Annotated in this window: 24 protein-coding genes and 2 pseudogenes; 19 read left to right on the top strand and 7 right to left on the bottom strand. The window is 41.6% G+C overall.

Translation table 11 applies throughout. The features are described from left to right. Positions 1–256: pseudogene (locus KP77_RS18410) on the top strand (IS30 family transposase); the annotation flags it as partial. Positions 257–624: 368 nt separating this feature from the next. Here KP77_RS18410 and KP77_RS11605 read toward each other — a convergent pair. Further along, positions 625–1,992 carry a glycine--tRNA ligase gene (locus KP77_RS11605; RefSeq protein ID WP_407637927.1) on the bottom strand — a complete coding sequence of 456 codons (1,368 nt, stop codon included), beginning with the start codon at positions 1,990–1,992 and terminating at the stop codon, positions 625–627. A 386-nt stretch (positions 1,993–2,378) separates the two neighbouring features. On the opposite strand from KP77_RS11605, the gene KP77_RS11600 reads away from it, so the two are divergent. The 10 genes and pseudogenes from KP77_RS11600 to KP77_RS11555 all read left to right on the top strand — a co-directional run bounded on the left by KP77_RS11600 (position 2,379) and on the right by KP77_RS11555 (position 12,036). Next, positions 2,379–3,017 carry a helix-turn-helix transcriptional regulator gene (locus KP77_RS11600; protein WP_041122906.1) on the top strand — a complete coding sequence of 213 codons (639 nt, stop codon included), beginning with the start codon at positions 2,379–2,381 and terminating at the stop codon, positions 3,015–3,017. Between the two features lie 12 nt (positions 3,018–3,029). Further along, positions 3,030–3,839 (top strand): pyruvate, water dikinase regulatory protein, encoded by an 810-nt coding sequence (locus tag KP77_RS11595; RefSeq protein ID WP_041122905.1) that lies wholly within the window; start codon positions 3,030–3,032, stop codon positions 3,837–3,839. A gap of 259 nt (positions 3,840–4,098) precedes the next feature. Further along, positions 4,099–4,548 carry a YaiI/YqxD family protein gene (locus tag KP77_RS11590; protein ID WP_041122904.1) on the top strand — a complete coding sequence of 150 codons (450 nt, stop codon included), beginning with the start codon at positions 4,099–4,101 and terminating at the stop codon, positions 4,546–4,548. 66 nt (positions 4,549–4,614) lie between these two features. Beyond that, a complete protein-coding gene (gene dnaG, locus KP77_RS11585; protein WP_041122903.1) occupies positions 4,615–6,417 on the top strand; it encodes a DNA primase in 1,803 nt (600 codons plus the stop codon). 22 nt (positions 6,418–6,439) lie between these two features. Beyond that, positions 6,440–7,570, top strand: a complete 1,131-nt coding sequence (gene rpoD, locus KP77_RS11580) for an RNA polymerase sigma factor RpoD (RefSeq protein WP_041122902.1) — start codon at positions 6,440–6,442, stop codon at positions 7,568–7,570. A 90-nt stretch (positions 7,571–7,660) separates the two neighbouring features. Next, on the top strand, positions 7,661–8,197 hold the full coding sequence (locus KP77_RS11575; protein ID WP_041122901.1) for a hypothetical protein: 537 nt from the start codon (positions 7,661–7,663) through the stop codon (positions 8,195–8,197). A gap of 85 nt (positions 8,198–8,282) precedes the next feature. Next, on the top strand, positions 8,283–9,425 hold the full coding sequence (locus KP77_RS11570; protein WP_041122900.1) for an acyl-CoA dehydrogenase family protein: 1,143 nt from the start codon (positions 8,283–8,285) through the stop codon (positions 9,423–9,425). A gap of 156 nt (positions 9,426–9,581) precedes the next feature. Further along, positions 9,582–9,953 (top strand): annotated as a pseudogene (gene cccA, locus KP77_RS11565) (cytochrome c550); the annotation flags it as partial. A gap of 269 nt (positions 9,954–10,222) precedes the next feature. After that, complete coding sequence (locus tag KP77_RS11560; protein WP_041122899.1) at positions 10,223–10,921, top strand: tRNA (adenine(22)-N(1))-methyltransferase; 699 nt, start codon at positions 10,223–10,225, stop codon at positions 10,919–10,921. Further along, positions 10,918–12,036: a Nif3-like dinuclear metal center hexameric protein gene (locus KP77_RS11555; protein ID WP_041122898.1), complete on the top strand. Its 1,119-nt coding sequence runs from the start codon at positions 10,918–10,920 to the stop codon at positions 12,034–12,036. The genes KP77_RS11560 and KP77_RS11555 overlap by 4 nt, the downstream gene beginning before the upstream one ends. A 26-nt stretch (positions 12,037–12,062) precedes the next feature. Here KP77_RS11555 and KP77_RS11550 read toward each other — a convergent pair whose 3' ends face one another. Together KP77_RS11550 and vrrA are read right to left on the bottom strand one after the other, a co-directional pair. Further along, positions 12,063–13,037, bottom strand: coding sequence for a 4-hydroxy-3-methylbut-2-enyl diphosphate reductase (locus KP77_RS11550; RefSeq protein ID WP_041122897.1), 975 nt, complete (start codon positions 13,035–13,037; stop codon positions 12,063–12,065). 70 nt (positions 13,038–13,107) lie between these two features. Beyond that, positions 13,108–13,434 carry a VrrA/YqfQ family protein gene (vrrA, locus tag KP77_RS11545; protein WP_041122896.1) on the bottom strand — a complete coding sequence of 109 codons (327 nt, stop codon included), beginning with the start codon at positions 13,432–13,434 and terminating at the stop codon, positions 13,108–13,110. 144 nt (positions 13,435–13,578) lie between these two features. Between vrrA and KP77_RS11540 the strand changes: the two genes are divergently transcribed. Next, complete coding sequence (locus tag KP77_RS11540) at positions 13,579–14,880, top strand: DEAD/DEAH box helicase (protein ID WP_041122895.1); 1,302 nt, start codon at positions 13,579–13,581, stop codon at positions 14,878–14,880. Positions 14,881–14,896: 16 nt separating this feature from the next. Continuing rightward, a complete protein-coding gene (locus tag KP77_RS11535; protein WP_041122894.1) occupies positions 14,897–15,790 on the top strand; it encodes a deoxyribonuclease IV in 894 nt (297 codons plus the stop codon). 571 nt (positions 15,791–16,361) lie between these two features. Here KP77_RS11535 and KP77_RS11530 read toward each other — a convergent pair. Beyond that, a complete protein-coding gene (locus tag KP77_RS11530) occupies positions 16,362–16,601 on the bottom strand; it encodes a hypothetical protein (protein WP_041122893.1) in 240 nt (79 codons plus the stop codon). Between the two features lie 137 nt (positions 16,602–16,738). Between KP77_RS11530 and KP77_RS11525 the strand changes: the two genes are divergently transcribed. Genes KP77_RS11525 through KP77_RS11515 form a run of 3 tightly spaced genes read left to right on the top strand, consistent with a single transcriptional unit; the run spans position 16,739 to position 18,776 of the window. Continuing rightward, on the top strand, positions 16,739–17,509 hold the full coding sequence (locus KP77_RS11525) for a metal ABC transporter ATP-binding protein (RefSeq protein WP_041122892.1): 771 nt from the start codon (positions 16,739–16,741) through the stop codon (positions 17,507–17,509). After that, positions 17,510–18,352, top strand: coding sequence for a metal ABC transporter permease (locus tag KP77_RS11520; protein ID WP_041122891.1), 843 nt, complete (start codon positions 17,510–17,512; stop codon positions 18,350–18,352). A 13-nt stretch (positions 18,353–18,365) separates the two neighbouring features. Further along, the gene (locus KP77_RS11515) at positions 18,366–18,776 is read left to right on the top strand and encodes a Fur family transcriptional regulator (RefSeq protein WP_041122890.1); all 411 of its coding nucleotides are present in this window, start codon (positions 18,366–18,368) and stop codon (positions 18,774–18,776) included. 14 nt (positions 18,777–18,790) lie between these two features. On the opposite strand, the gene KP77_RS11510 is transcribed toward KP77_RS11515, so the two are convergent. Beyond that, on the bottom strand, positions 18,791–19,369 hold the full coding sequence (locus KP77_RS11510; protein WP_041122889.1) for a 5' nucleotidase, NT5C type: 579 nt from the start codon (positions 19,367–19,369) through the stop codon (positions 18,791–18,793). A gap of 114 nt (positions 19,370–19,483) precedes the next feature. Here KP77_RS11510 and KP77_RS11505 point away from each other — a divergent pair, with 114 nt between their 5' ends. Then, a complete protein-coding gene (locus tag KP77_RS11505) occupies positions 19,484–19,831 on the top strand; it encodes a DUF4190 domain-containing protein (RefSeq protein WP_041122888.1) in 348 nt (115 codons plus the stop codon). A 30-nt stretch (positions 19,832–19,861) separates the two neighbouring features. Here KP77_RS11505 and ispG read toward each other — a convergent pair whose 3' ends face one another. Both ispG and KP77_RS11495 read right to left on the bottom strand, forming a co-directional pair. Beyond that, positions 19,862–20,971: a flavodoxin-dependent (E)-4-hydroxy-3-methylbut-2-enyl-diphosphate synthase gene (ispG, locus tag KP77_RS11500; RefSeq protein ID WP_041122887.1), complete on the bottom strand. Its 1,110-nt coding sequence runs from the start codon at positions 20,969–20,971 to the stop codon at positions 19,862–19,864. Between the two features lie 160 nt (positions 20,972–21,131). Further along, on the bottom strand, positions 21,132–21,911 hold the full coding sequence (locus tag KP77_RS11495) for a DUF1189 domain-containing protein (protein ID WP_041122886.1): 780 nt from the start codon (positions 21,909–21,911) through the stop codon (positions 21,132–21,134). Positions 21,912–22,156: 245 nt separating this feature from the next. Here KP77_RS11495 and KP77_RS11490 point away from each other — a divergent pair, with 245 nt between their 5' ends. Both KP77_RS11490 and KP77_RS11485 read left to right on the top strand, forming a co-directional pair. Next, on the top strand, positions 22,157–23,788 hold the full coding sequence (locus KP77_RS11490) for a Na/Pi cotransporter family protein (protein ID WP_041122885.1): 1,632 nt from the start codon (positions 22,157–22,159) through the stop codon (positions 23,786–23,788). Between the two features lie 83 nt (positions 23,789–23,871). Beyond that, positions 23,872–24,351, top strand: coding sequence for a DUF456 domain-containing protein (locus tag KP77_RS11485; protein ID WP_041122912.1), 480 nt, complete (start codon positions 23,872–23,874; stop codon positions 24,349–24,351). Positions 24,352–24,474 lie beyond the last annotated feature (123 nt).

Genomic DNA, 24,474 nt, shown 5'->3' with positions numbered 1-24,474 from the left:
CAGCGAGCTCGCAGCGTTCGAAAAGGAAAATATCGCCATTTACTTCTCTCACCCGTACGCCTCCTTCGAGCGTGGCACAAATGAACGTCACAATGGCATGATAAGGCGGTTTATCAAAAAGGGACAGCCCATCCATTCTTATTCCGATGACTTGCTTGAAGAAGTAGAAACCTGGATGAACGAGCTTCCGAGAAAAATTTTAAACTATGAGACCCCGGCAGAAATGTTCGACCGGTGTGTAGCTTTGTTGGCCTAGGCCAACAAAGCTACACACCGGGGAGGTCCCCCTATGCTTTATTAGGGTGTTGCATTTAATATTGCAATTTACGTTTAGTTCTGAGTTACTATTTTATTATAAAAAAAGATGACGCTTTTTTATTCAGCGTCATCTTTTTTGATTCTAAACATTTTCTTAAGTGCTTAGATGCATTGAAGCGGAAGGCGTGGACTCCGGGACGATTAGCGGGATAGCTGAGACCCCGCAACCGAAGGTGAGGAGGCTTGGGATGGGGCCAAAAAACGGCCCACGTCCGGAAAGCCTACGCCTGAAGCGTAAATGAACCGGCCTTTGTTAACTGACTTTTTCAAAGGCGGATATTTAATCAGCACGCTTTTTTATATGAATCAGAATGTAATTTTATCTTCAATGAACGACTGTACTTCAGCAATCGGCATACGAATCTGCTCCATCGTGTCACGGTTACGGACAGTCACCTGCTGATCTTCTAAAGAATCAAAGTCAAATGTAATACAATAAGGTGTACCAATCTCATCTTGTCTTCTGTATCGCTTACCAATAGACTGAGACTCATCATAATCAACCATAAAATGCTGTGAAAGCTGTTCAAACACTTTAATTGCTTCTGATCCCAGTTTCTTAGATAAAGGAAGTACTGCTGCTTTATAAGGTGCTAAAGCCGGATGGAATCGCAGCACAGTTCTCTTATCGTTCTCAAGCTCTTCCTCTTCATATGCATCACACAGGAATGCAAGTGTCACACGGTCCGCACCAAGTGAAGGCTCAATGCAGTAAGGTACATATTTCTCATTCGTCTGCTGATCAAGATAAGTAAAATCTTCATTCGAATGTTCCATATGCTGCTTCAGGTCAAAGTCTGTACGGTCCGCAATACCCCACAGTTCTCCCCAGCCAAATGGGAATTTGAATTCAATATCAGTCGTAGCGTTACTGTAGTGTGAAAGTTCATCTTCATCATGGTCACGCAGACGCATGCTGTCTTCTTTCATACCAAGGTTTAACAGCCAGTTTTTACAGAATTCTCTCCAGTAACCAAACCATTCAAGGTCCTCACCCGGCTTACAGAAGAATTCAAGTTCCATCTGTTCAAATTCACGCGTACGGAAAGTAAAGTTACCAGGTGTGATTTCGTTTCTGAAACTTTTACCGATTTGTCCAATACCAAACGGGACCCGCTTTCTCATTGTACGCTGAACGTTTTTAAAGTTAACAAAGATCCCCTGGGCAGTCTCAGGACGAAGGAAGATTTCGTTCGTTGAGCCTTCTGTTACACCCTGGTGCGTTTTGAACATCAGGTTAAATTGTCTGATGTCAGTAAAGTCTTTTGCTCCGCAAGTAGGGCAGGCAACATCATATTCTTCAATCAATTCAGCCATTCTGCTGAATGGGAGGCCATCAACAATGATTTCTTCACCTTTTTCCTCAATTGCCGCTTCGATCAGTTTATCTGCGCGGTGTCTTGCTTTACAGCTCTTACAGTCAATCATCGGATCATTAAAGTTACCAATGTGACCTGAAGCTTCCCACGTTTTCGGGTTCATCAGGATTGAAGCGTCTAGTCCTACATTATGAGGAGACTCCTGAATAAACTTTTTCCACCATGCTTTTTTGATATTATTCTTTAATTCAATACCTAGCGGGCCGTAATCCCATGTGTTTGCAAGTCCTCCGTAAATTTCAGAACCCGGGAATACAAACCCTCTGTGTTTTGCAATGTGTACAATATCGTCCATATTTTTAGTCATGCTTTACCACTCCTTTAAAGTGAATGTTTACTGTGCATAAAAAAGCACCGTCCCTGGACTAGATCATTCTAGTCCAGGGACGGTGCTTCTTGACCGCGGTTCCACCCTGGTTGATGCACTCACGCATCCACCTTGATTCCTGCATTGCTCCGGAGTGCCGTTTCCCTTTATCCCGGGCTTTCACTATCCCCGGTCGCTCATGAAAGGTACTTATATCTCCTTCATTGCGCACATCATTTATCTTTAGACAATCCTATCACTTCTCGAATGAATACTCAATAAAAATTTGTTTCAGGTATAAATCATTTACTATGACGGGCCTTTCATTTAGTATATAATATTGGGAAACAGTATAACACTATTGAATTTTCTGGGTGGTGAACAACATCGAACTGAATAAAAGACAATCCGAGATTTTAAAAATCGTAAAAGCGGATGGCCCAATCACCGGGGAACAGATTGCTGACAGACTGAATTTAACAAGAGCAACACTGAGACCGGATTTAGCGATTCTGACAATGGCCGGATTTTTAGATGCCCGTCCAAGAGTCGGATATTTTTATACAGGAAAATCAGGCACGCAGCTTTTGACTGAAAATCTGAAAAAGCTTCACGTAAAAGAATATCAGTCAATGCCGGTAGCCGTACAGGATCATGTATCAGTATATGATGCAATATGCCATATGTTCCTTGAAGATGTGGGAACTTTATTCGTACTGGATCAAAAAGGTCTGCTGGCAGGAGTCGTATCAAGAAAAGACCTCTTAAGAGCAAGTATCGGTCAGCAGGACTTAACGAGTCTGCCTATCAATGTTATTATGACAAGGATGCCGAATGTTACCTACTGCGAACCGGAGGATTTACTGGTAACAGTGGCTTCAAAGTTAATCAGTAAACAGATTGACTCGCTGCCTGTGGTGAAAAAAACAGAAGCAGGATATGAAGTCTCGGGCAGAATTACTAAAACAAATATTACAAAAGCATTTGTCAGCCTTTCAAAGGATGAAGAATAGGATGGTGGAGTCATGAACGAAGTGCATGTATATGTCGTATCAGACTCAGTCGGGGAAACAGCTGAACTGGTAGCTAAAGCCAGTGTCAGTCAGTTCCGGCAGTCAAGAAAAGCAATTACAATCAAACGTTTTCCGTATATTGAAGATAAAGGTCATGTGGATGAAGTCATTACACTCGCAAAAGAGAATCAGGCAATCATTGTCTATACGCTTGTCAAACCTCATGTCCGTTCCTACATAGAGCAGGAAGTCAAAAAACATCAGCTTACTGCCCACGATGTGATGGGACCGATTGTACAGTCTCTGCAGGAAATATGTGAGGAGTCGCCTATTAATGAGCCTGGCATGGTTCACGACCTTGATGAAGATTACTTCAGGAAAATTGAAGCAATCGAATTTGCTGTAAAGTATGATGACGGCAGGGATCCACGGGGGATTCTAAAAGCTGATATTGTGTTAGTCGGTGTCTCCAGAACATCTAAAACACCATTATCACAGTACCTCGCACATAAAAGACTGAAGGTCGCCAATGTGCCGCTCGTTCCGGAGATCGAACCGCCAGAAGAACTTTTTATGGTCGATCCTAAAAAATGCTACGGTCTCAAAATCAGTTCAGACAAACTAAATCACATTAGAAAAGAAAGATTAATTGCACTCGGGCTGAAAGATGATGCAACGTATGCAAAAATGGAGAGAATCGCAGAAGAGCTGAAACATTTTGATCATGTGATCAGCCGTATGAAATGTCCGGTTATAGATGTGACAAATAAAGCCGTTGAAGAAACAGCAAATGTTATTTTAAATGATCTTATGAATGTATAAAACAGATGTCGATACAGGCATCTGTTTTTACTTGCTGAAGAATGATGTATGACGCTGCTATAAGAAATCATTCATTTCCGTTCCAATAAACAAGAGTGATATAAAACAACTGTTTGTAAATAGAACAGCTTCCGATATCCGCAGAATATATTTGTGAAAAAGAATGGCGGCAGGCTCGGAAATGTACTATAATAAAAAATTGTGATAAAAAGATACATTAATAAAGGATTTTTGCGGCATAACGCAGAATGGTACCACTATGGAAAATATAAATCATGTCTTTGTATATGTAGATGCTGATGCTTGTCCCGGAGCAGTAAGAGATGAAATCATCAGATATACAGACCAGGTTAAGATCAGATTTGTTGCTACCTATAATCATTACAGTGCTGATGCTGATCAGTCATTATGGACTTTTATTGATGATGGGAGTGAAGCCTGCGACCTGTTTATTTTAAATAAAGCAAAGCAGGGAGACCTGGTGATAACTCAGGATATTGGCCTGGCATCCATGCTACTGGCAAAAGGGGTTTATGTCATTTCACCCAGGGGAAAAGAGTACAATCAAGACACGATCGAAACCAGCCTTTCTTTCAGATATTTATATCAGCAGGAAAGAAAAAAAGGCAGGTTCCATGGAGGCCCTAAAAAAGTAACAGAAGAGGATCTGAAGTCATTTTCAAATCTGCTTTCAAAGTTTTTGACATGAAATGCAGGAAAATGAAGATTTTTGACGAAAAGTACAGTATCACAAAGTTAAGTTGGTGGTGAGTAAGTGCCAGAGAGAATACCTGAAGAAGTTGTAGATCAAGTCAGGTTAAATACTGATATTGTAGAAGTAATCAGTGAGTATGTACAACTGAAAAAACAGGGTCGGAATTATTTTGGTCTCTGTCCATTCCATGGGGAGAATTCTCCTTCTTTTTCTGTGTCACCTGAAAAGCAGATTTTTCATTGCTTTGGCTGTGGGGCAGGAGGAAATGTTTTTACATTTTTAATGGATCATAATGGAATGCCATTTCAGGAGGCAGTCGCTGCTCTTGGCGAAAAATCAGATATACAATTTGATTTCAGTGATACCGGGGAAGCCGCTCCGGTTGAAACAAACCAGGAGGAAAAATCACAGCTTGAAGGGATCAGTCTCCTTGAAAAACTGTTTCATCACCTTCTGATGAATACAGAAGACGGTCAGGAAGCGTTGGAGTACATGCTTAACCGTGGATTTACTGAAGCGCAACTGGCTCAATACAAAGTTGGCTGGGCATTACCGGGCTGGGAAACAGCTGCAAAACTGCTTGAGAAAAAAGGTTTCAATCTTTCATTAATGGAAGATGCGGGTATTTTGATTAAGCGCGATAACGGTTCATATTTTGACCGTTTCAGAAATCGTGTCATGTTTCCAATTGAAGATTCAAAAGGGCGGACTGTAGGATTTTCAGGCCGAATTATTCATCCAGACAAAAATGAGCCGAAATATCTGAACAGCCCCGAAACGCCGCTTTTCCAGAAGAATACACTCCTTTTCAACCTGCACAAGGCAAGAGGAGCAATCCGGAAACAAAAATATGCGGTATTATTTGAAGGGTTTGCAGATGTAATTGCTGCATCAGAAACAGTATCCAATGCAATCGCTACAATGGGTACAGCATTGACTAAACAGCACATCCAGCAGATCAAACGACTGACTGATACTGTCATTATCTGCTACGATGGAGATAATGCCGGAACCGAAGCAGCCTATAAAGCTGCAAAAGAATTAGCTTCAAGCGGGATGACTGTTAAAGTAAGCAGGCTACCAGCTGATACAGATCCTGACGACTATATTCAAAAATTCGGGCCGGAGAAATTTAAAACAGATATTATTCAACACGCGTCATCATTGATGGCATATAAAATGTGGTATTTACGGTCAGGCAAGAATCTGCAGTCTGAAGATGGCAGATTGTCTTATATTAATGCTGTATTGCCTGAAATTTCATCGCTCCGCAGTGCAGTGGAAAAAGAGCTTTATTTAAAACAGCTGTCAGACGATACGGGTGTTTCTTTTTCGTCTTTAGAGGAACAGCTGAAAATTTTTATGCCTGTAAAAGCAGCAGAGGTAAAGCCGGAACCACTTCCGCCGCCAAAAAAACAGGCAATTATGAAGGCGCATCAAAGAGCAGAGCGTTACCTCCTTGCTTATATGATGACCGGAAATGATACTGCTTATACAATTCAGGATCAACTCGGGGGTCTCGCGTTTCAATCAGATGATTATCAGGCTATTTTCACATATCTTCTTACGTATATTGAAGAAGGAAAATCGCTTGAACCCGGCGCATTTATCGAGTATTTACCGGACAGGCATCTGAGATCAAAAGCAACAGAGTTAACAATGCTGGAATTAAATGCTGAAGTAACAAAAGCAGAAATAGCAGATTATATAAATGAGATGAAAAAGCAAACTCAGCTGACAATGATCAGACAAAAGGAAGCTGAACTGAGACATGCTGAACAAGCAAATGATATGAAGTCAGCCACAGCCCTGGGAATGGAAATTTTTCAACTGTGGAAAGCTCTAAAAGGGCAACATCGTTAGGAAGTTGGAAGGAGGGGGACAAATGGCTGAGAAGTCAACACGTTCCAAGCAGACAGAACCTGAAACAGCAACATTAGAACAAATTAAAGCACAATTACTCGAAGCAGCAAAAAAGAATGGTGAAATTACCTATGAGGACATAGCTGAAAAGCTTGCCGGATTTGAATTAGATACAGAACAAATCGAAGAGTTTTACGAGCAGATTGGTGAGCAGGGTGTCGAAGTACTGAAAGAAAACGCTGATGCCGATCCATCTGTGACAGAGCTTGGAAAAGAAGCAGAAGAGGAATTTGATCTGAATGATCTGAGTGTTCCTCCCGGCGTTAAAATTAATGACCCTGTGAGAATGTATCTAAAGGAAATCGGACGGGTAGATCTTCTTTCTGCACAGGAGGAAATTAACCTTGCGACAAGAATTGAAGAAGGCGATGAAGAAGCCAAAAGACGTCTGGCTGAAGCTAACCTGCGTCTGGTAGTCAGTATCGCTAAACGTTATGTCGGCCGGGGAATGCTGTTTCTTGACCTGATCCAGGAAGGTAATATGGGTCTGATTAAAGCAGTAGAAAAATTTGACCACAGAAAAGGGTTCAAGTTCAGTACGTATGCGACATGGTGGATCAGACAGGCCATCGCGCGCGCAATTGCTGACCAGGCCAGAACAATCCGTATCCCGGTTCATATGGTGGAAACGATTAATAAACTGATCCGTGTGCAGCGTCAGCTTCTTCAGGATCTTGGCCGCGAGCCTTCGCCGGAAGAAATTTCAGAAGAAATGGATCTGACTCCTGAAAAAGTCAGAGAAATTCTAAAAATTGCCCAGGAGCCTGTTTCCCTCGAAACACCGATTGGGGAAGAAGATGATTCACATCTGGGAGATTTTATTGAAGACTCAGAAGCGCAGTCACCGTCTGATCATGCTGCATATGAGCTGCTCAAAGAACAGCTTGAAGATGTATTAGACACGCTGACTGACCGTGAAGAGAATGTTTTGAGACTCAGATTTGGTCTAGATGACGGCCGTACGCGCACGCTTGAAGAAGTTGGAAAAGTGTTCGGAGTTACAAGAGAGCGTATCCGTCAGATTGAAGCGAAAGCATTAAGAAAACTGCGTCATCCAAGCAGAAGTAAACGACTGAAAGATTTTCTTGAATAAAAAAAAGCTGGCGGCTGCCAGCTTTTTTTTTCTTTTTTTCCTGTGCCGCTTCGAGTATAGTCATACTTAACAGGCTATGGGGGGATCTGGATGGATAAGAAAAGGAAAGAGGTCATTGTTAATGAAATTCAGTACTGGAAACAAAACAGACTGCTTCCTGAGTCTTATTGTGACTACTTAATCAATCTATACACTAGCGGTGAATATGAAGAAACGGATGAAACGAAAGCGGTGGAAAAACCTGATAGAAAGGCGAATATCTTTGTGGCCGGTTTTTCACTTGCAGGAAGTTTACTGACAATTATTGCATTACTATTTGGAGATCTTGCGCTTGCACTGCAGGCAATCATTTCGATACTCGTAAGTGCCGGAATTATGATCGTCAGTTTCAGGCCTGGAGCATCACCTGCTGTGAAAATTTTCAGCAGAATCGCAGCTGCCTTTATCATTTTATTATTTTCAATCGAACTGTGGCGCTTCATGTATGACGGTGACACAAATATGCTTTATCTGATCATTGGTATCCAGTGTCTGATCTGGGCAGTCGCAGGGCTTTCTTCAAAACAGCACTACTTTACAGTTTCCGGTGTTCTGGGTGTAATTGTACTCATTATTTTATACATATAACAGATAGAATAAAATAAAGACTGTGACTTTTCAGTCTTTTCTTTTATAATGACTATGTAAGCGCATTCAAACAAGGGGGATCAACATGAATTTTGATTTGACACAGGAACAGCAGATGATTCAACGTACAATCAGGGAGTTTTCACAGGACAGAGTTGCACCCGGTGCACTTGATCGGGACCGCAACAAAGCATTTCCACAAGATATTTTTAAAGAACTTTCCTCATTAGGGATGATGGGACTGCCTTTTCCGGAAGAATTCGGAGGAGCAGGAGGGGATACGACAAGCTTCGCAATTGTGACAGAAGAATTAAGCAGAGCGTGCGGCTCTACAGGAATCACGTATTCTGCCCACATATCGCTCGGTGGAGCACCAATCAACATGTTTGGTACTCAGGAGCAGAAAGAAAAATACTTAACAAAAATCTGTTCAGGAGAATCTTTTGGTTCATTCGGTCTGACTGAACCTAATGCGGGATCAGATGCAGGAGGCACTCAGACAACAGCAAAAGAATCTGATGGGACATATACAATCAGTGGAAACAAAAGTTATATAACAAACGCAAGTTATGCCAAATTTCTTGCATTGACAGCAGTAACAGGAAATCATGATGGAAAAAAAGAAATCAGTGCAATCATCGTTCCAACCGATGCTGATGGTTTCACAGTCATAGACAACTATGAAAAAATGGGGCTGCATTCTTCTAATACGACTGAGCTGGTACTTGATGAAGTTAAAGTTCCGACAGAAAACCTGCTTGGAAAGAAGGGTGAGGGCTTCAGACAGTTTCTGATGACGCTCGATGGAGGCAGAATCGGTATTGCTGCAATGGCAGTCGGAATTGCTCAGGCTGCTTACGAGCGAGCGCTCAGTTACTCAAAAGAACGCAAACAGTTCGGCAAGAGCATTTCCTCTTTTCAGGCAACTCAGTTTAAACTGGCGGATATGGCAATGAAAATTGAACTGGCAAGAAATATGACGTATAAAGCAGCGTGGTTAAAGGACCAGGAAAGAAAATTCACGAAAGAAGCTTCAATGGCAAAATTGTATGCTTCAGAAATCTGTATGGAAGTCTGCGATGAAGCCATTCAGATCCACGGTGGCTATGGATACATGAAGGAATACCACGTTGAAAGATACTTACGTGATGCTAAATTGCTGGAAATTGGTGAAGGAACGTCAGAAATTCAAAGAATGGTGATATCAAGAGAAATAGGTGCTTTTTAAAAAATTTTTATTGTTTGTGTCTAAAATGCGACAAAAGGGGAAAAGTTGAGTATTGGGTCTTTCCGATTCCCATAAAGTAAAGTAAAATATGTAGTGTTCATACCTGCTATTATAGGTTGATAATTACATAGTTTTTCTTAAAAGGGAGGGTTATACATGAATAAGAATCCGATTATACCGTTTTTACTGATTATGGTACTTGGCTTCGGTGTTGTTTTCTTTATGTCTGTTCAGGGTCTTAGTGATTCTGAAGAAATGGCGGAAGAAGGAGAAGGCGGCGAAGGTGAAGCAGAAGGTGGTGCTGATGGAGGAGACTTCGATCCTGAATCACACTATCAGAATGCATGTATCAGCTGTCATGGTGAAAACTATGAAGGTGGCGGCGCTGGTCCATCACTAGTTGGTGTTGGAGACAGACTGTCAGTTGATGAAATTGCTGATGTCGTTGTGAATGGCCGTGGCAACATGCCTTCAGGTCTTGTAGAAGAAAGTAACGCTCAGGCAATGGCTGAATGGGTATCTCAAATTGGAGCAGAAGGCGGCGGAGAAGAAGGTTCTGAAGAAGGATCTGAAGAAGGCGCAGAAGAGGGTTCTGAAGAGGGATCTGAAGAAGGTTCATCAGAAGAAGGTTCTGAAGATGGCGGAGACGCTGAAGAAGGCTCAGGAGAAGAATCTTCTGAAGAAGACGCGGCATAATCTGCATATATCATTAAAGTAAAAAGAGCGGCCGTTAACGGACCGCTCTTTTTTCAAGTTGTTTATTTGAAAGTGAAAGATCAGTAAAAGGATGTGTTCAAATGAATAGCAGTCAATTATCACAAAGGCTTCTGGCAGTGGCAGACTATGTCGGTCCGGATGAAATTGTAGCTGACATCGGTTCAGATCACGCTTATTTGCCGTGTTACCTTGTGAAAAAAAATAAAATCAAAAAAGCAATTGCAGGAGAAGTGGTTGAAGGCCCTTATCAGTCTGCTATCAATCAGGTCAAACAGGACCAATTAGGTGATTATATTGATGTCAGAAAGGGAAATGGTCTAACAGTGATCGTGCCGGGGGAAGTAACAACCGTGACGATTGCCGGTATGGGAGGCCCATTGATCAGTGAAATACTTGAAAACGGTAAAGATCGGCTCGAAGGTGTAAAAAAACTCATCCTTCAGCCTAATATCAGTGCAATTTCAATCAGAAGCTGGCTTCAGGAGAATGGGTGGCAGATCAGTGATGAAAGAATTCTTGAGGAAGATAAGAAAATCTATGAAGTCTTACTAGCTGAGCGTACTAAAGAACAGATGGATCTGTCGCCATCTGAATTGCTCCTTGGCCCAGTGCTGATTAAAAATCAGTCTGCTATTTTCAAATTAAAATGGGAACAGGAATTGAATCAATATAAAAAAATCCTAAAGCAGATGCAAATGGCCGGACAGCAGGGTTCACTTAATCAAAAGAAACAGGATATCGAACAGAAGATTAAGATGATAGAGGAGGCGATCCAATGAAACAGCCAAATGGTCATCAGATAGTCGGGCTGTTAGAGCAGTTTTCCCCTAAATCTCTTGCGATGGAGGGTGACCCGATTGGTCTGCAAAGCGGGGCGTTAAATCGGAAAGTATCCAAAGTGATGACCACGCTTGACGTAACAAATGAAGTAGTGGATGAAGCAATTGAAAAAGGCGCGAATTTTATTATTGCACATCACCCCCTTTTGTTCAGACCTTTAAAATCAATTAACCTTGAAACTAATGCAGGAAAACTGATCGAAAAGTGTATTAAAAATGATATCACTGTCTATGCCGCTCACACGAATCTTGATGTGGCAAAGGGCGGGGTCAATGATATGCTGGCTGAAGCGCTTGATCTTAAGGAGACCGAAGTGCTTGTTAAAACATATGAAGATGAATATAAAAAGTTGATTGTTTTTGTGCCGGAAAGTCATGCTGACGAAGTCCGCAAAGCAGTAACAGCTGCAGGAGCAGGGCAGATCGGGGATTACTCAGACTGCACATTTACTTCAAATGGTACCGGCAGATTTACGCCTGGTGATGAGTCCAATCCATTTTTAGGAGAGCAGGGAAAGCCTGAAGCGGCAGCTGAAGTAAAAATTGAAAGTATTTTTCTCAGTTCAAAGGAAAGAGAAGTTATAAAAGCAATGAAGTCAGCACATCCATATGAAGAGCCGGCTTATGATATTTTTACAGAGTCACTACCGGGTGAAAAATATGGGCTTGGACGCGTTGGGAAGCTGTCTGCTCAGATGACACTGCGTGACTTCGCGGAAGTTGTTAAGCGCAAGCTTGGGGTGCCGGCACTCAGAATGACCGGAGATCCGGAAAAGATAATCAAGAAAGCTGCTGTTCTCGGCGGAATGGGAAGTAAATACTACCAGACAGCAAAGTTTGCAGGTGCTGATGTGTATGTAACCGGTGATGTTGATTTTCATACTGCCCAGGATGCAGAGGCAGCCGGCATTTCGATTATTGACCCTGGGCACCATGTTGAAGAAATTATGAAAACAGGATTAGCATCTGAACTTACTGTGAGGGCAGAAAATGAAAGACTTAAAGTAGAGTTTGTTGCATCAGCCCTTACTACTGAACCATTTAAGTTCATATAAAAAAGAGCTGCCGGAGCAGCTCTTTTTTATTTTGAATATGGCATGATTGTTTCAGGTTTAGTCGGTGTTTTGATTTTCGGCAGTATTTTTGCTAGCGGTACATTTTTTTCTCCGAGCCATGTCTCCGGATTTTCCGGATCAAACTGTCCAATGTAATTCATGACTTCTTTTACAATTGGTGTAGGAGTGGAAGCACCTGCAGTGACTGCTACCGTCTCGCAGCCTAGCAGCCATTCGTGTTTAATTTCAGATACATCGGCTACTCTGTGTGCAGGTGTTCCTGCAATCTCTTCAGAAACCTGCGCAAGTCTGTTAGAGTTGTTACTCATCGGATCACCAACAACAATCAGCAGGTCTGCTGCTCCTGCTTGTTCGGCTACAGCTTCCTGTCGCACCTGTGTAGCCATGCAAATTTCTTTGTGTTCTTCAGTCTGCGGGTATTTTTCTTTCACTTTAACCATTACATCTGCAACATCCCACTGACTCATTGTCGTCTGATTTGTGACAATAATTTTATCGTTATCAATCGTCAGGTGTTCCACATCTTCAGGTTTTTCCACAAGGTGTACAACGTCAGGTGCAACGCCCACAGCACCTTCAGGCTCAGGGTGTCCCTTTTTACCGATATAGACGATATGATACCCCTCAGCTTTCTTCTGACGGATCAGATCGTGCGTTCTCGTTACATCAGGACACGTAGCATCGATTGAAATTAACCCTTTCTGACGGGCGATTTCACGAACCTCCGGAGATACACCATGCGCAGTGAAAATAACAGTACCCTCAGTTACTTTTTCGAGAATATCTTTTCTATTCTCTCCATCAAGGGTAATAATGCCTTCTTCTTCAAATGCGTCTGTCACATGTTTATTATGAACGATCATGCCCAGAATATAGATAGGACGGGGCAGAGATTTATCCATTGCTGCATTTCTTGCGATCACCATTGCATCTACTACACCATAGCAATATCCGCGCGGTGTTATTTTTAATGTCTTCATCAGAATCCTCCTGCACGTAAGACTTTATACCATCAGTATAAAGCAGTTGGACTCATGGAACAATTAAAAGCTATAAGTAAAGCTTTGGAATGGATTCATACGTTTTAACTGGTTCCGCAACCGGCTCTGACTGGGCATGTGCAACCTGATCATCATTCACCTCTTTTTCAGTATCGGTCTCACTTTCATTAAACGCTTTATAAAGCTTCCACATCACCGGCAGGTTTTTTACAAGCGGTCCATATTGCTGAACGTAGGGTAAAAACGAATTGGCCGTTTTGATAAACTGCTGTGCTGTTCCGGTCCACTTTTGAATTGAAGCTAACGATAGTGTGGATGAAGTTTTTGGCACTGACTGGGTAAACATCGTTGGATAATAAGGTCTGTAACCATACATGAAAAACACCTCCTGTACACTCATATCATATGCACAGATTGATAGATACGGGATACCTGAAAAGCGGCTGTTCAGATTTACATAGCTTTTTAATGAAAAAAAGACTATAATAAAGTTTTGATGCGAATAAAAGGAGTGACGGTTATGTCATCATTTAAACAATATAATTTTAAACCATTCATCATGGAAGCGATTGAAAGGCTTGGATTCCATGCACCTACTGCGATCCAGGAAAAGATGATTCCAATGATCAACAGAGGTCAAAGTGCGATCGGGCAGTCTCAGACAGGTACAGGGAAAACACATTCCTATCTGCTGCCACTGATCAACCAGGTGGATGAAGAACGTCAGCAGGTTCAGGTAGTAATTACTGCCCCGACAAGAGAGCTTGCAAAGCAATTACACCATGAAGTAAAAGTCATTACTGAAGAAACATCAATCACAAGTAAAGTGTTTGTAGGCGGGACTGATAAGCAAAGAGCGATTGAAAAGCTGAAACAGCAGCCTCATATTGTGGTAGGAACACCTGGAAGAATCAATGATCTTGTCAATGAGCAGGCACTGCAGGTATATACTGCCCAGGCAATTGTTATTGATGAAGCAGACCTGATGCTTGAGATGGGCTTTATTGAAGATGTGGATCAGATTGCATCCCGTATGAAAGAAGACCTTCAGATTTATGTATTCTCAGCAACAATTCCTGAGAAACTGAAGCCTTTTCTTAAAAAGTATATGGAAAATCCGCAATACGCTCATATTGAACCTAAGCAGGTTCAGGCTGAAAATATTGAATTTATCTTAGTTCCACAAAAGAGCCGCTCCCGTGAAGCAGTGCTTCTGGATACTTTGAATGCCATCAACCCTTATTTGGCGATTGTATTTACAAATACAAAATCAAAAGCGGATGAAGTAGCAGATTACCTGTTGAATAAAGGACTGAAAACAGGCCGTGTGCACGGGGGATTAACACCTCGTGAACGTAACAAGATGATGAAGCAGATCAGAGACCTTGAGTATCAGTATATTGTTGCAACTGATCTGGCTGCCAGAGGAATTGATATTCCAGGTGTCAGCCATGTCATTAACTTTGAGCTGCCAAAGGATCTAGATTTCTTTATTCACCGTGTAGGAAGAACGGCGCGTGCAGGACACTCAGGTACAGCCATTACAATCTATGAACCGTCAGATGAAGATGCACTTGCTCAAATTGAGAAGAAGGGCATCAAATTCAGCCATCAGGAAGTGAAGGCAGGCGAATGGGTTGAATTGAATGACCGTCATAAACGTCTAAGCCGTCCGAAGGGTGAAAATGAGATTGATAAGAAAGCAAAATCCCTGATCCGTAAACCTAAAAAGGTTAAGCCCGGCTATAAGAAGAAAATGAATTATAAAATGGAACAGATTAAGAAGAAAGAACGCAGAAAAAACAGAAGAAACAATCATTAAAATGGGGGATATCAATATGCTGAAGATCGGATCACATGTATCAATGGGTGGTAAGAAGATGCTGCTTGGTGCCAGTGAAGAGGCATTATCATATGGTTCATCCACATTTATGATCTATACAGGAGCACCTCAGAATACAAGAAGAAAACCGATTGAAGAATTAAATATTGAAGCGGGTCTCGCTCACATGAAAGAACATGGCATGAAAGATATTGTTGTCCATGCGCCTTATATTATTAATATCGCAAATACAACAAAGCCTGAAACATTTGAGCTGGGCGTAAACTTTCTCCGCTCTGAAACTGAGCGTACAGCTGCTCTTGGTGCTAAACAGATCGTCCTGCACCCGGGTGCGCACGTTGGTGCCGGTGCTGACAGAGGAATCGAAAGAATTATCGAAGGATTAAATGAAGTGCTGACACAGGACCAGACTGTTCAGGTAGCGCTTGAGACAATGGCTGGTAAAGGTTCAGAATGCGGCCGTTCATTTGATGAACTGGCTAAGATCATTGATGGTGTTACTCACAACGATAAGCTGTCAGTCTGCTTTGATACCTGCCACGTCCATGATGCAGGATATGATATTGTGCAGGATTTTGACGGCGTACTTGAAGAGTTTGATAGAATTGTTGGACTTGACCGGATTAAAGTGGTTCATGTGAATGACAGTAAAAATCCAAGAGGTGCTTCAAAAGACCGTCACGAAAATATCGGGTTCGGTCACATTGGATATGAAGCGATTGACCGGATTGTCCATCATGAAGTGTTTAAGGATATCCCAAAGATCCTTGAAACACCTTATGTTGGAGAAGACAAAAAGAATAAGAAGCCACCTTACAAGCATGAAATCATTATGCTTCAAAACAGATCGTTTAACGAAAAGTTAATTGAAGAGATTGAAAAAGGGTGAATAAAAACGGACTGTCTACAAAGATGGCACTGAAAAAGTATCTAAAAGGGGGAGGGTTCATTTACGCTCCAGGCCTAGGCTTTCCGGACGTGGGCCGTTTTTTGGCCCCATCCCAGGCCTCCTCAGCTTCGCTTGCGGGGTCTCAGCTATCCCGCTAATCGTCCCGGAGTCCACGCCTTCCGCTTCAATGAACCTAAGTACTCAATAATTTTTTTACGTTTGAAAGAAAGATGACGCCTAAGAAACAGAGTGCCATCTTTCTTTTTATTTTGGCTTTGTTAATGTCCAATGTTGTTTTAGCACAGCTGTTGATTTCAGTGGAAGGGGGACGACTCCAGCAGGAGAAGCGTGACAGGTGAGACCCCGCAGACGCAACGCGTCGAGGAGGCTCACCGCACGCCCTGCGGAAAGCGTTCCCCCTGGAGCGGAAATCAACAGCCACCTTTAACAGAGCTTTTATTTTTAATAATCGTAATGAATTGAAGACGCATAAATACATAATTTTGAAACAAAAGGGCTTAAACTTGAAGCTATAAATTGCGCTTTGCCTCCGGACAGTCCGTTTTTATTTTTATAGAAATAATGAAGATTTACTGAGTAGCTCTTTTATTTTCTTTTTACCAAGAACCTGTTCAGTTTCTTTGTAGAGGAGCGGAAGAGATTGCAGAGTGTTTTTATGCAGCTTAGCAATCTGTTGAAGCCTTGCACATTCCTGAACAGACAGAGAGACACCTGATGCTAAGAGAAGCAGCTGAAGCCTGGATGGTGACAGCGTAAGGAGAGATTCAAGGTTAAAAGACTGGTTTTTCATTGTACCTCCTGATTAATCAGTATTCACGATGGCCGGGGAATCACTTTTCAGGCTGAATCCATTTACATATGATCCCTTCAGGTGTATACTAATGAATTGTTAAATCGTAAGGATTCTAATTTGGAAGAGGTGACACGATGAGTCATCATGTAATTGAACTGATTAATGTAAATTACCGTTATGATAAAGAGCAGGTACTGACTGATATTAACCTTGCTGTACCTGAAGGCGCTTTTCTTGCAGTTGTAGGTCCTAACGGGTCCGGTAAATCGACTATGCTCAAGCTGATACTCGGTCTGCTCAAGTCGAAAGGCGGCGAAGTAAAGCTGTTTGGAAAGCCGATCAGCAAATTCAGGGAATGGGAGAAAATCGGTTACGTTTCACAAAAAGCAAACGCATTTAATACCGGTTTTCCGGCAACTGTCTATGAAGTGGTAGCCAGCGGTCTGACGAAAAAAGCAGGACTGTTTAGTCGGGTTGAAAGAAAATATAAAAGTGAAATCATAGATGCGATACAGGCAGTCGGTATGCAGGACTTCTCAAATAGAAATATTGGTGAACTTTCAGGAGGACAGCAGCAGCGTGTCTTTATCGCCAGAGCCATTGTCAGCCGTCCACAGGTGCTGATTTTAGATGAGCCGACTGTTGGAGTTGATGCTAAAAATGTTCAGACATTCTATGATATGCTTGAACGCCTGAATGTTGAACTTGGGATTACATTAGTTCTTGTTACACACGACACCGGTACAGTTTCAAATAAAATCACGCATGTGGCCTGCCTGAATAACACCCTTCACTTCCATGGAAGTGCAGAAGATTTCGAGCAGGTAAAAGATCAGGACTTGTCCGCGTTTTACGGTCATGACATTCAGACAATCCATCATAACCACAGTCATGGGGTGCATTAAATGTTAGAAGCAATTATCACATATGAATTTCTGCAAAACGCATTCGCAGCAGGGATATTAATCGGGCTGATTGCACCGCTTCTTGGTGCTTTTATCGTCGTCAGAAGGCTGTCGCTGATTGCTGATGCATTAAGTCACGTTACACTGTCAGGTATCGCAGCCAGTCTGTTTTTGAGTAAAACGTTTGTGATGTTCAATGGGCTGAATCCACTATGGCTTGGAATGGGTTTTTCAGTAGCAGGATCGCTGCTGATTGAAAGACTCAGAGCTGTATATAAACATTATCAGGAACTGGCTATACCAATTCTGCTCTCAGGGGGTATTGGAGTAGGCGTCATCTTTATCTCTCTTGCGGATGGCTTTAATACTGATTTGTTCAGCTATTTATTTGGCAGTGTCAGTGCAGTAGGCAGGAGTGATCTGTATCTGATTACAGGAATCGCAGTGATTGTATTGCTGATTGTCTTTCTTTTATATAAAGAATTATTTCTGTTATCATTTGATGAAGAGTTTGGAAAAGCATCCGGATTATCAACAAAAGCGCTGCATTTGATTTTTATGGTGATGACAGCACTTGTGATTGCAGCTTCAATGCGGATAGTTGGTATATTATTAGTGTCATCACTAATGACGTTACCTGTTGCCGCTGCTATGAGGCTTGCAAAGGGATTCAAACAGACAATCGGATTATCAGTTCTGTTTGGCGAGATTGCAGTCATTGTTGGTTTAATCAGTGCATTTTATCTGGACCTGGCACCTGGTGGCACAATTGTCGTGTCATCAATCATTATTTTACTCGCTGCAATCGGTTATCGGAATTGGTTCGCTGTAAAGAAATCATAATGGGGTGAAAGATGTGAACCTGGAAGAAGCAATCGGATTATTAAAAACTGAAGGGTATAAGCAAACCGGTAAAAGAAAAATGATGCTTGAGCTGTTTGACAGACATGACAGATATATGACTGCCAAAGAAGTGCTCGAGGAGATGAGCCGGGAATTTAAAGGTCTCAGCTTTGATACAATATACAGAAACCTTTCAACATTCGTGTCATTAAATATCCTTGAAGAAACAGAGCTGTCAGGAGAAAAGCACTTCCGTTTTGTCTGTGACAGCGGGCATCACCATCATCATTTTATCTGCCTTGACTGCGGGAAAACCAGACAGATCCATACATGTCCGATGTCTGCTCTGAATGAAAATCTGAGTGGTTATGATATATCAGGGCATAAGTTCGAAATTTATGGGACGTGTCCTGCATGCCAATAAAAAACTCAGTTCGCTTATCTTTGCGAACTGAGTTTTTTTTCGATCTGATTGACATGCCATCTTGCTTCTTCCCATGAAAAAATTCTGATGACTCCTTCAGGGTGAGGCTTCCGGTTATAGGGAGTGTCAAACAGCAGGACTGGAATTTCCGTTGTTTCATGTATATCCACTGCATTGTCGTGCTTATCTTCAATAAACAATTCAATTCTATGTTCTTTCACTGCTTCAAGCTTATCATGGGAGCCTGTGAGTATAATCCGGTCAAAATGAATATCATGCCGATTAAACCATTCCTTCGTCAGGTGCTGGTGTTCAGTACCGCGTGCACTGATATAAAAGAGTTCGTGCATGTGCTGAAGGTGATTAAGAACAATATCCGCTTTTTCGCTTAAAGGTGACTGTGAATAAATGTCTGCTTCTGCAGATTCAAACCATTTCGCAAAATCCTCAGGTTCAATTTCAGGCAATGCTTTCGTTAAATCGTATTCCTTTATATCATCAAGTTTTAGCTCTGTATTAAAAGCCTCGTTAATGTGTGGAATGAGTGAAGATGGGCAGGTAACTGTACCGTCAATATCAATTCCTAAACGCATGTGCTAATGACCCCTTTTCGTTTCTTTAACAATACAATAACACATTCATACATTTTTCCATACATACATTTAGGCGTACTGCTAAAGCTATAGACAGAAAGCGAGGGAGGCAAAATGTATGATGAGAAAAATGAAGAAAAAAGTAAAGAAGTTCCTGAAAAGGAGCAATATAATGAAGAGGTAGGTAACGAGCTTTCTCAGTTCAGTCCTTCATGGTATGCAGATACCGAACGGAAGAGAGACGGTGTAATTGAGAATTCAAATAAAGGAATCTGGCTTGCGTATGCATCGATCATTCTCGGGATCATCGCCTTCTTTACAGCTCCGGTCATTTTTGGTGCTGCAGCAATTATTTTAGGGATTCTGGCAAGAAGGTCTAAAGAAGCTAAAGCGGGCGGCATTGGAATTGCAATCGGACTGATTGCAATGTTGCTTGGAATTTTAATTTACCCGTTATTATAAAAAATCCCGGCCAGGTGGCCGGGATTTGCATTATTTCTGCAATGCTGCTTCTTCAGCCTGCTTTCTGTAGTGCTCTTCAGCGAGTTTATCAATCTCTACTTTAAGCTCTTCAACCATTGTTTCTTCAGGTACTTTACGGACGGTCTTGCCTTTCATAAAGAGAAGACCTTCTCCGCGGGCACCCGCGATGCCAATATCAGCTTCACGGGCTTCACCCGGGCCATTAACAGCGCATCCAAGAACTGCAACTTTTAACGGCGCTTTAATGGTTGAGATATATTCTTCAACTTCATTTGCAATTGAAATAAGGTCAATTTCAATTCTTCCGCAGGTTGGACATGAGATCAGCGTTGCTGCATTTGATGCAAGACCAAATGATTTTAGCAATTCTCTTGCCACTTTTACTTCCTCAACTGGGTCAGCACTTAATGAAATTCTCAGCGTGTTACCGATTCCTTTACTCAATATCGCGCCCAGCCCTGCAGCACTCTTTACTGTCCCTGCAAATAGCGTACCTGATTCAGTAATACCAAGGTGAAGCGGGTAATCAAATGCTTTGGCGGCTTTTTCATACGCTTCAATCGCAAGGTTTACATCAGATGCTTTCATGGAGACGATAATATCGTGAAAGTCCAGGTCTTCGAGAATTTTGATATGGTGAAGTGCACTTTCAACCATACCGTCCGCTGTCGGATAGCCGTATTTCTCAAGAATTTTTCTCTCCAAACTTCCGGCATTTACACCGATCCGGATTGGAATATTTTTTTCCTTAGCAGCTTTAACGACTGCTTCCACTTTTTCACGGCGCCCGATATTACCAGGGTTGATTCTGATCTTATCAGCACCGCCTTCAATGGCCTTTAATGCAAGCTTATAGTCAAAGTGAATATCAACTACTAAGGGTATATTAATTCTTTTTTTTATTTCAGGAATTGCATCAGCAGCTCTTTCATCAGGGCATGCAACACGTACAATCTGACAGCCTGCTTCTTCAAGACGCATAATTTCTGCAACAGTTGCTTCTACATCATGTGTTTTAGTCGTTGTCATACTTTGAATGACAAGTTCATTATTTCCACCTATAGTTAAATCCCCGACTTTAACAGGGCGCGTATTCGAACGATGTGTAATGTCTCCCACCAGTCATTCGCTCCTTTATCATTTACTCAAATTGTATTCCTTCTTATTCTAACAGTGTTGAAATCACATTTACAACTAAATGACCGGCGAAAGCGCAGTTAGTGTGCTTAGGGTATAAGTAACGCCTTCGCGTGCAGCCATATTCATTTATTCTAAGAAATCAAGACTGAGCCCGCTTTTTCGGCTTAGGTATTTCTTTAATAGAAAGATACAGCATTAGTCCGGTGACAAACCAGCTGATCAGAGTTGGAAACGGAATAAGTGACCCGGCAAGATCTGTAATAAGGAAAAATACCGCCGGGAGAGCTGAACTGTAAGCAGCCATTCTAAAACTGTGACGGAATGTCAGCTTTCTTTCAAGAGAAGCTGCAAACTTTGTCCCTATCCATCCAAAAACAGTCGCTTTAATAAACAGCATACCTGCAAGTAGAATAAAAATGAATGCCAGTATAAAGAAGTAAATAATAAACTTGGCACCCTCGAGAGAGCTTAACAGTGAAGCAATTCCTTCACTGCTGATTTTGACTCCTTCAAACGTCGAATACTCATATTCCTGCACGCCGCCACCTGTTGATACAGCAATGCGATCAGATAAAAATGCTACAGCAGCCTCATCAATTAATAAATCATCAGTTGTCAGACTATCAGATCCATCCACATAAAAAGTAATACCGCTGCTGTCGGCTGACTCAGTGGTACCTGATTCAGACTGCAGTTCCCCATTTACCACTTCAAATGCAGGAAGTTCATTCAACAGAAGCTCCTCTCCATCTGAAAAAAGACTTTCACCGATTGTGGCTACCTGAACCACAGCAGGAATCATGGAAAGGAATGCCAGTAGAAATACAAACATAATCGTTTTTCCGATACCCTGAAACCGGAATTTTGCTATATCCCGGGGAGAGTATAAACTTTTAATCAGTTGCTTAAAAATATTCAAGATGCTAAACCTCCGATTTTATATATCTACTAACACATTGTACTTTTACCTGATACATAAGAGCAAATGAACGAATAGTGAAAAAGTAAGCGTTTGTTTTTGTAACACAAATGTAATAATTAGCGTCTATTATTAACCGATTGTAAAGATTAACGTTAACCCCTTTACTTATATCCGATAAAGAATTAATAATTGTAGAGGGTTTTCAAGAAGTATGTCTAAATTTGTTTACAGGGGTTGAAAACATGGAAGTGAATTGGCAGGAAGTCTTCTTTACATTTATCGGGGGACTTGGGATATTTCTATTTGGTTTAAAGTATATGGGAGACGGTCTTCAAAAATCAGCTGGTGACAGGCTGAGAGCGATTTTAGACCGCTTTACAACAAATCCGTTTATGGGGGTCCTTGCGGGTATTGTTGTTACGATTCTTATTCAGTCCAGTTCCGGTACAACTGTTATTGTAATCGGACTTGTCAGCGCAGGTTTCATGACGCTAAGGCAGGCAATAGGTGTCATCATGGGTGCGAATATTGGTACAACTGTCACAGCCTTCATCATCGGTTTTGATATTGGTGCTTATGCGCTTCCAATCATCGCAGTTGGTGCCTTCTTATTGTTCTTTGTGAAAAAACCGCAGATCAACAATCTTGGTATGGTTGTGTTTGGATTTGGTGGGCTATTCTACGGTCTTGAATTAATGGGAGAAGGAATGAAACCGCTCCGTGAGCTTCAGGCATTTATTGACCTGACTCAGAGCATGAGTGAAATTCCAATCTTAGGAGTAGTCGTAGGTACGATCTTTACAGTAGTTGTTCAAAGTTCAAGTGCTACAATTGGTATCTTGCAGGGGCTTTATTCAGAAGATCTGATTACACTGCAGGCAGCGCTGCCGGTTCTGTTTGGTGATAATATCGGTACAACCATTACTGCTGTTCTGGCTTCAATCGGTGCTTCAGTAGCTGCAAAAAGAGCTGCAATGGTACACGTTATGTTCAATGTGATCGGTTCCTTGCTGTTCTTAATATTGCTGATTCCATTCACTGCTTTTATTGTATGGATCGATCAGTTTATGAATCTTAATCCTGAGATGCAGATCGCATTTGCACACGGAACATTTAACGTTTCAAATACAATTATTCAATTCCCGTTCATCGCTGCTCTTGCCTGGGTTGTAACAAAAGTTGTTCCAGGAAACGATGTAATTGTGGAATTTAAACCTAAACATCTTGATCCTAACTTTATCGAACAGTCACCTTCTATTGCGCTTGGACAGGCTAAAGAAGAAATACTGCGTATGGGTCAATTCGCCGTTCAGGGTCTTAACGAATCATTTGAGTACCTGAAGACGAAAAATAAAAAGAACGCTGAGCTTGGCTATCAGGTGGAAGATGCGATTAATAACCTTGATACAAAAATTACTGATTATTTAATTAAGCTATCAAGCACTTCACTTTCTGCACAGGAATCCGAGCGTCATTCAGTGCTGATGGATACAGTCCGTGATATTGAACGGATCGGTGATCATTTTGAAAATGTAATTGAGCTTGTTGATTATCAGCAGGCGAATAAAGTAAAAATGACTGATGAAGCAATGGCTGATCTGAATGAAATGTTTACACTGACAATTGAAGCTGTATCTCAATCAATTGATTCTCTTGATACAAACGATCACGATAAAGCACGCAGTGTAGCTGAAAAAGAAGATCTTATTGATAAAATGGAACGCAAATTCCGTAAAAAGCATATTTTACGCCTTAACGAAGGTGCCTGCAGCGGACAGGCCGGAATTGTGTTTGTAGATATTATTTCTAACCTTGAACGTATTGGCGATCACTCTGTGAATATCGCAGAAGCTGTTCTGGGTATCCGCAAGTAAATCGTAAAGCCGGCTGAACATTCAGCCGGCTTTCTTTGATATACTTAATAGACATGGAATTGATAGGGGAAAGGGTGAGGGTCATAGAATTCGTATTCTGGACGTTTATTATTTTAAGTTTTGGCATCGCATTTGCAGGATTAATTTATCCGATCATTCCCAGTGTGCTGTTCATATTGCTGGGATTCATTCTTTACGGACTGTTTTTCACTTTTGATGATTTCAGCTGGCTATTTTGGACCATTCAGATATTATTCATCATATTACTGTTTGGCGCTGACTATGCAGCAAATCTTTTTGGTGTTAAAAGGTTTGGCGGCTCAAAAGCAGGCATTTGGGGAAGTACGATTGGTCTTTTAATCGGGCCCATTGTTATTCCGGTTATAGGTATTCTTATCGGCCCCCTGGCAGGTGCAGTAATCGGTGAACTGGTTGTTAACCGGACTCCATTTAAGCAGGCGTTAAAAATCGGGTTTGGTTCTCTGATCGGTTTTATTACTTCAGTCATCACAAAAGGTACCATTCAGGCAGTCATGATTATTATCTTCTTTATTTATGTGTGATTTCGGTCTTTAGACTGAAATAAGCGTTTGCAAAGCGTATTAATTGAATAGATTTATCTATTCTGATAATCTGAAAACAGTTGATTCCGCATCAAGCGGAAAATCACACTACATACAAGGAGG

The sequence above is a fragment of the Jeotgalibacillus alimentarius genome, from assembly GCF_000829445.1.
GTDB lineage: Bacteria > Bacillota > Bacilli > Bacillales > Jeotgalibacillaceae > Jeotgalibacillus > Jeotgalibacillus alimentarius.
The sequence above is the reverse complement of the archived record's forward strand: the minus strand, read 5'-3'. Positions and strand labels throughout refer to the sequence as shown.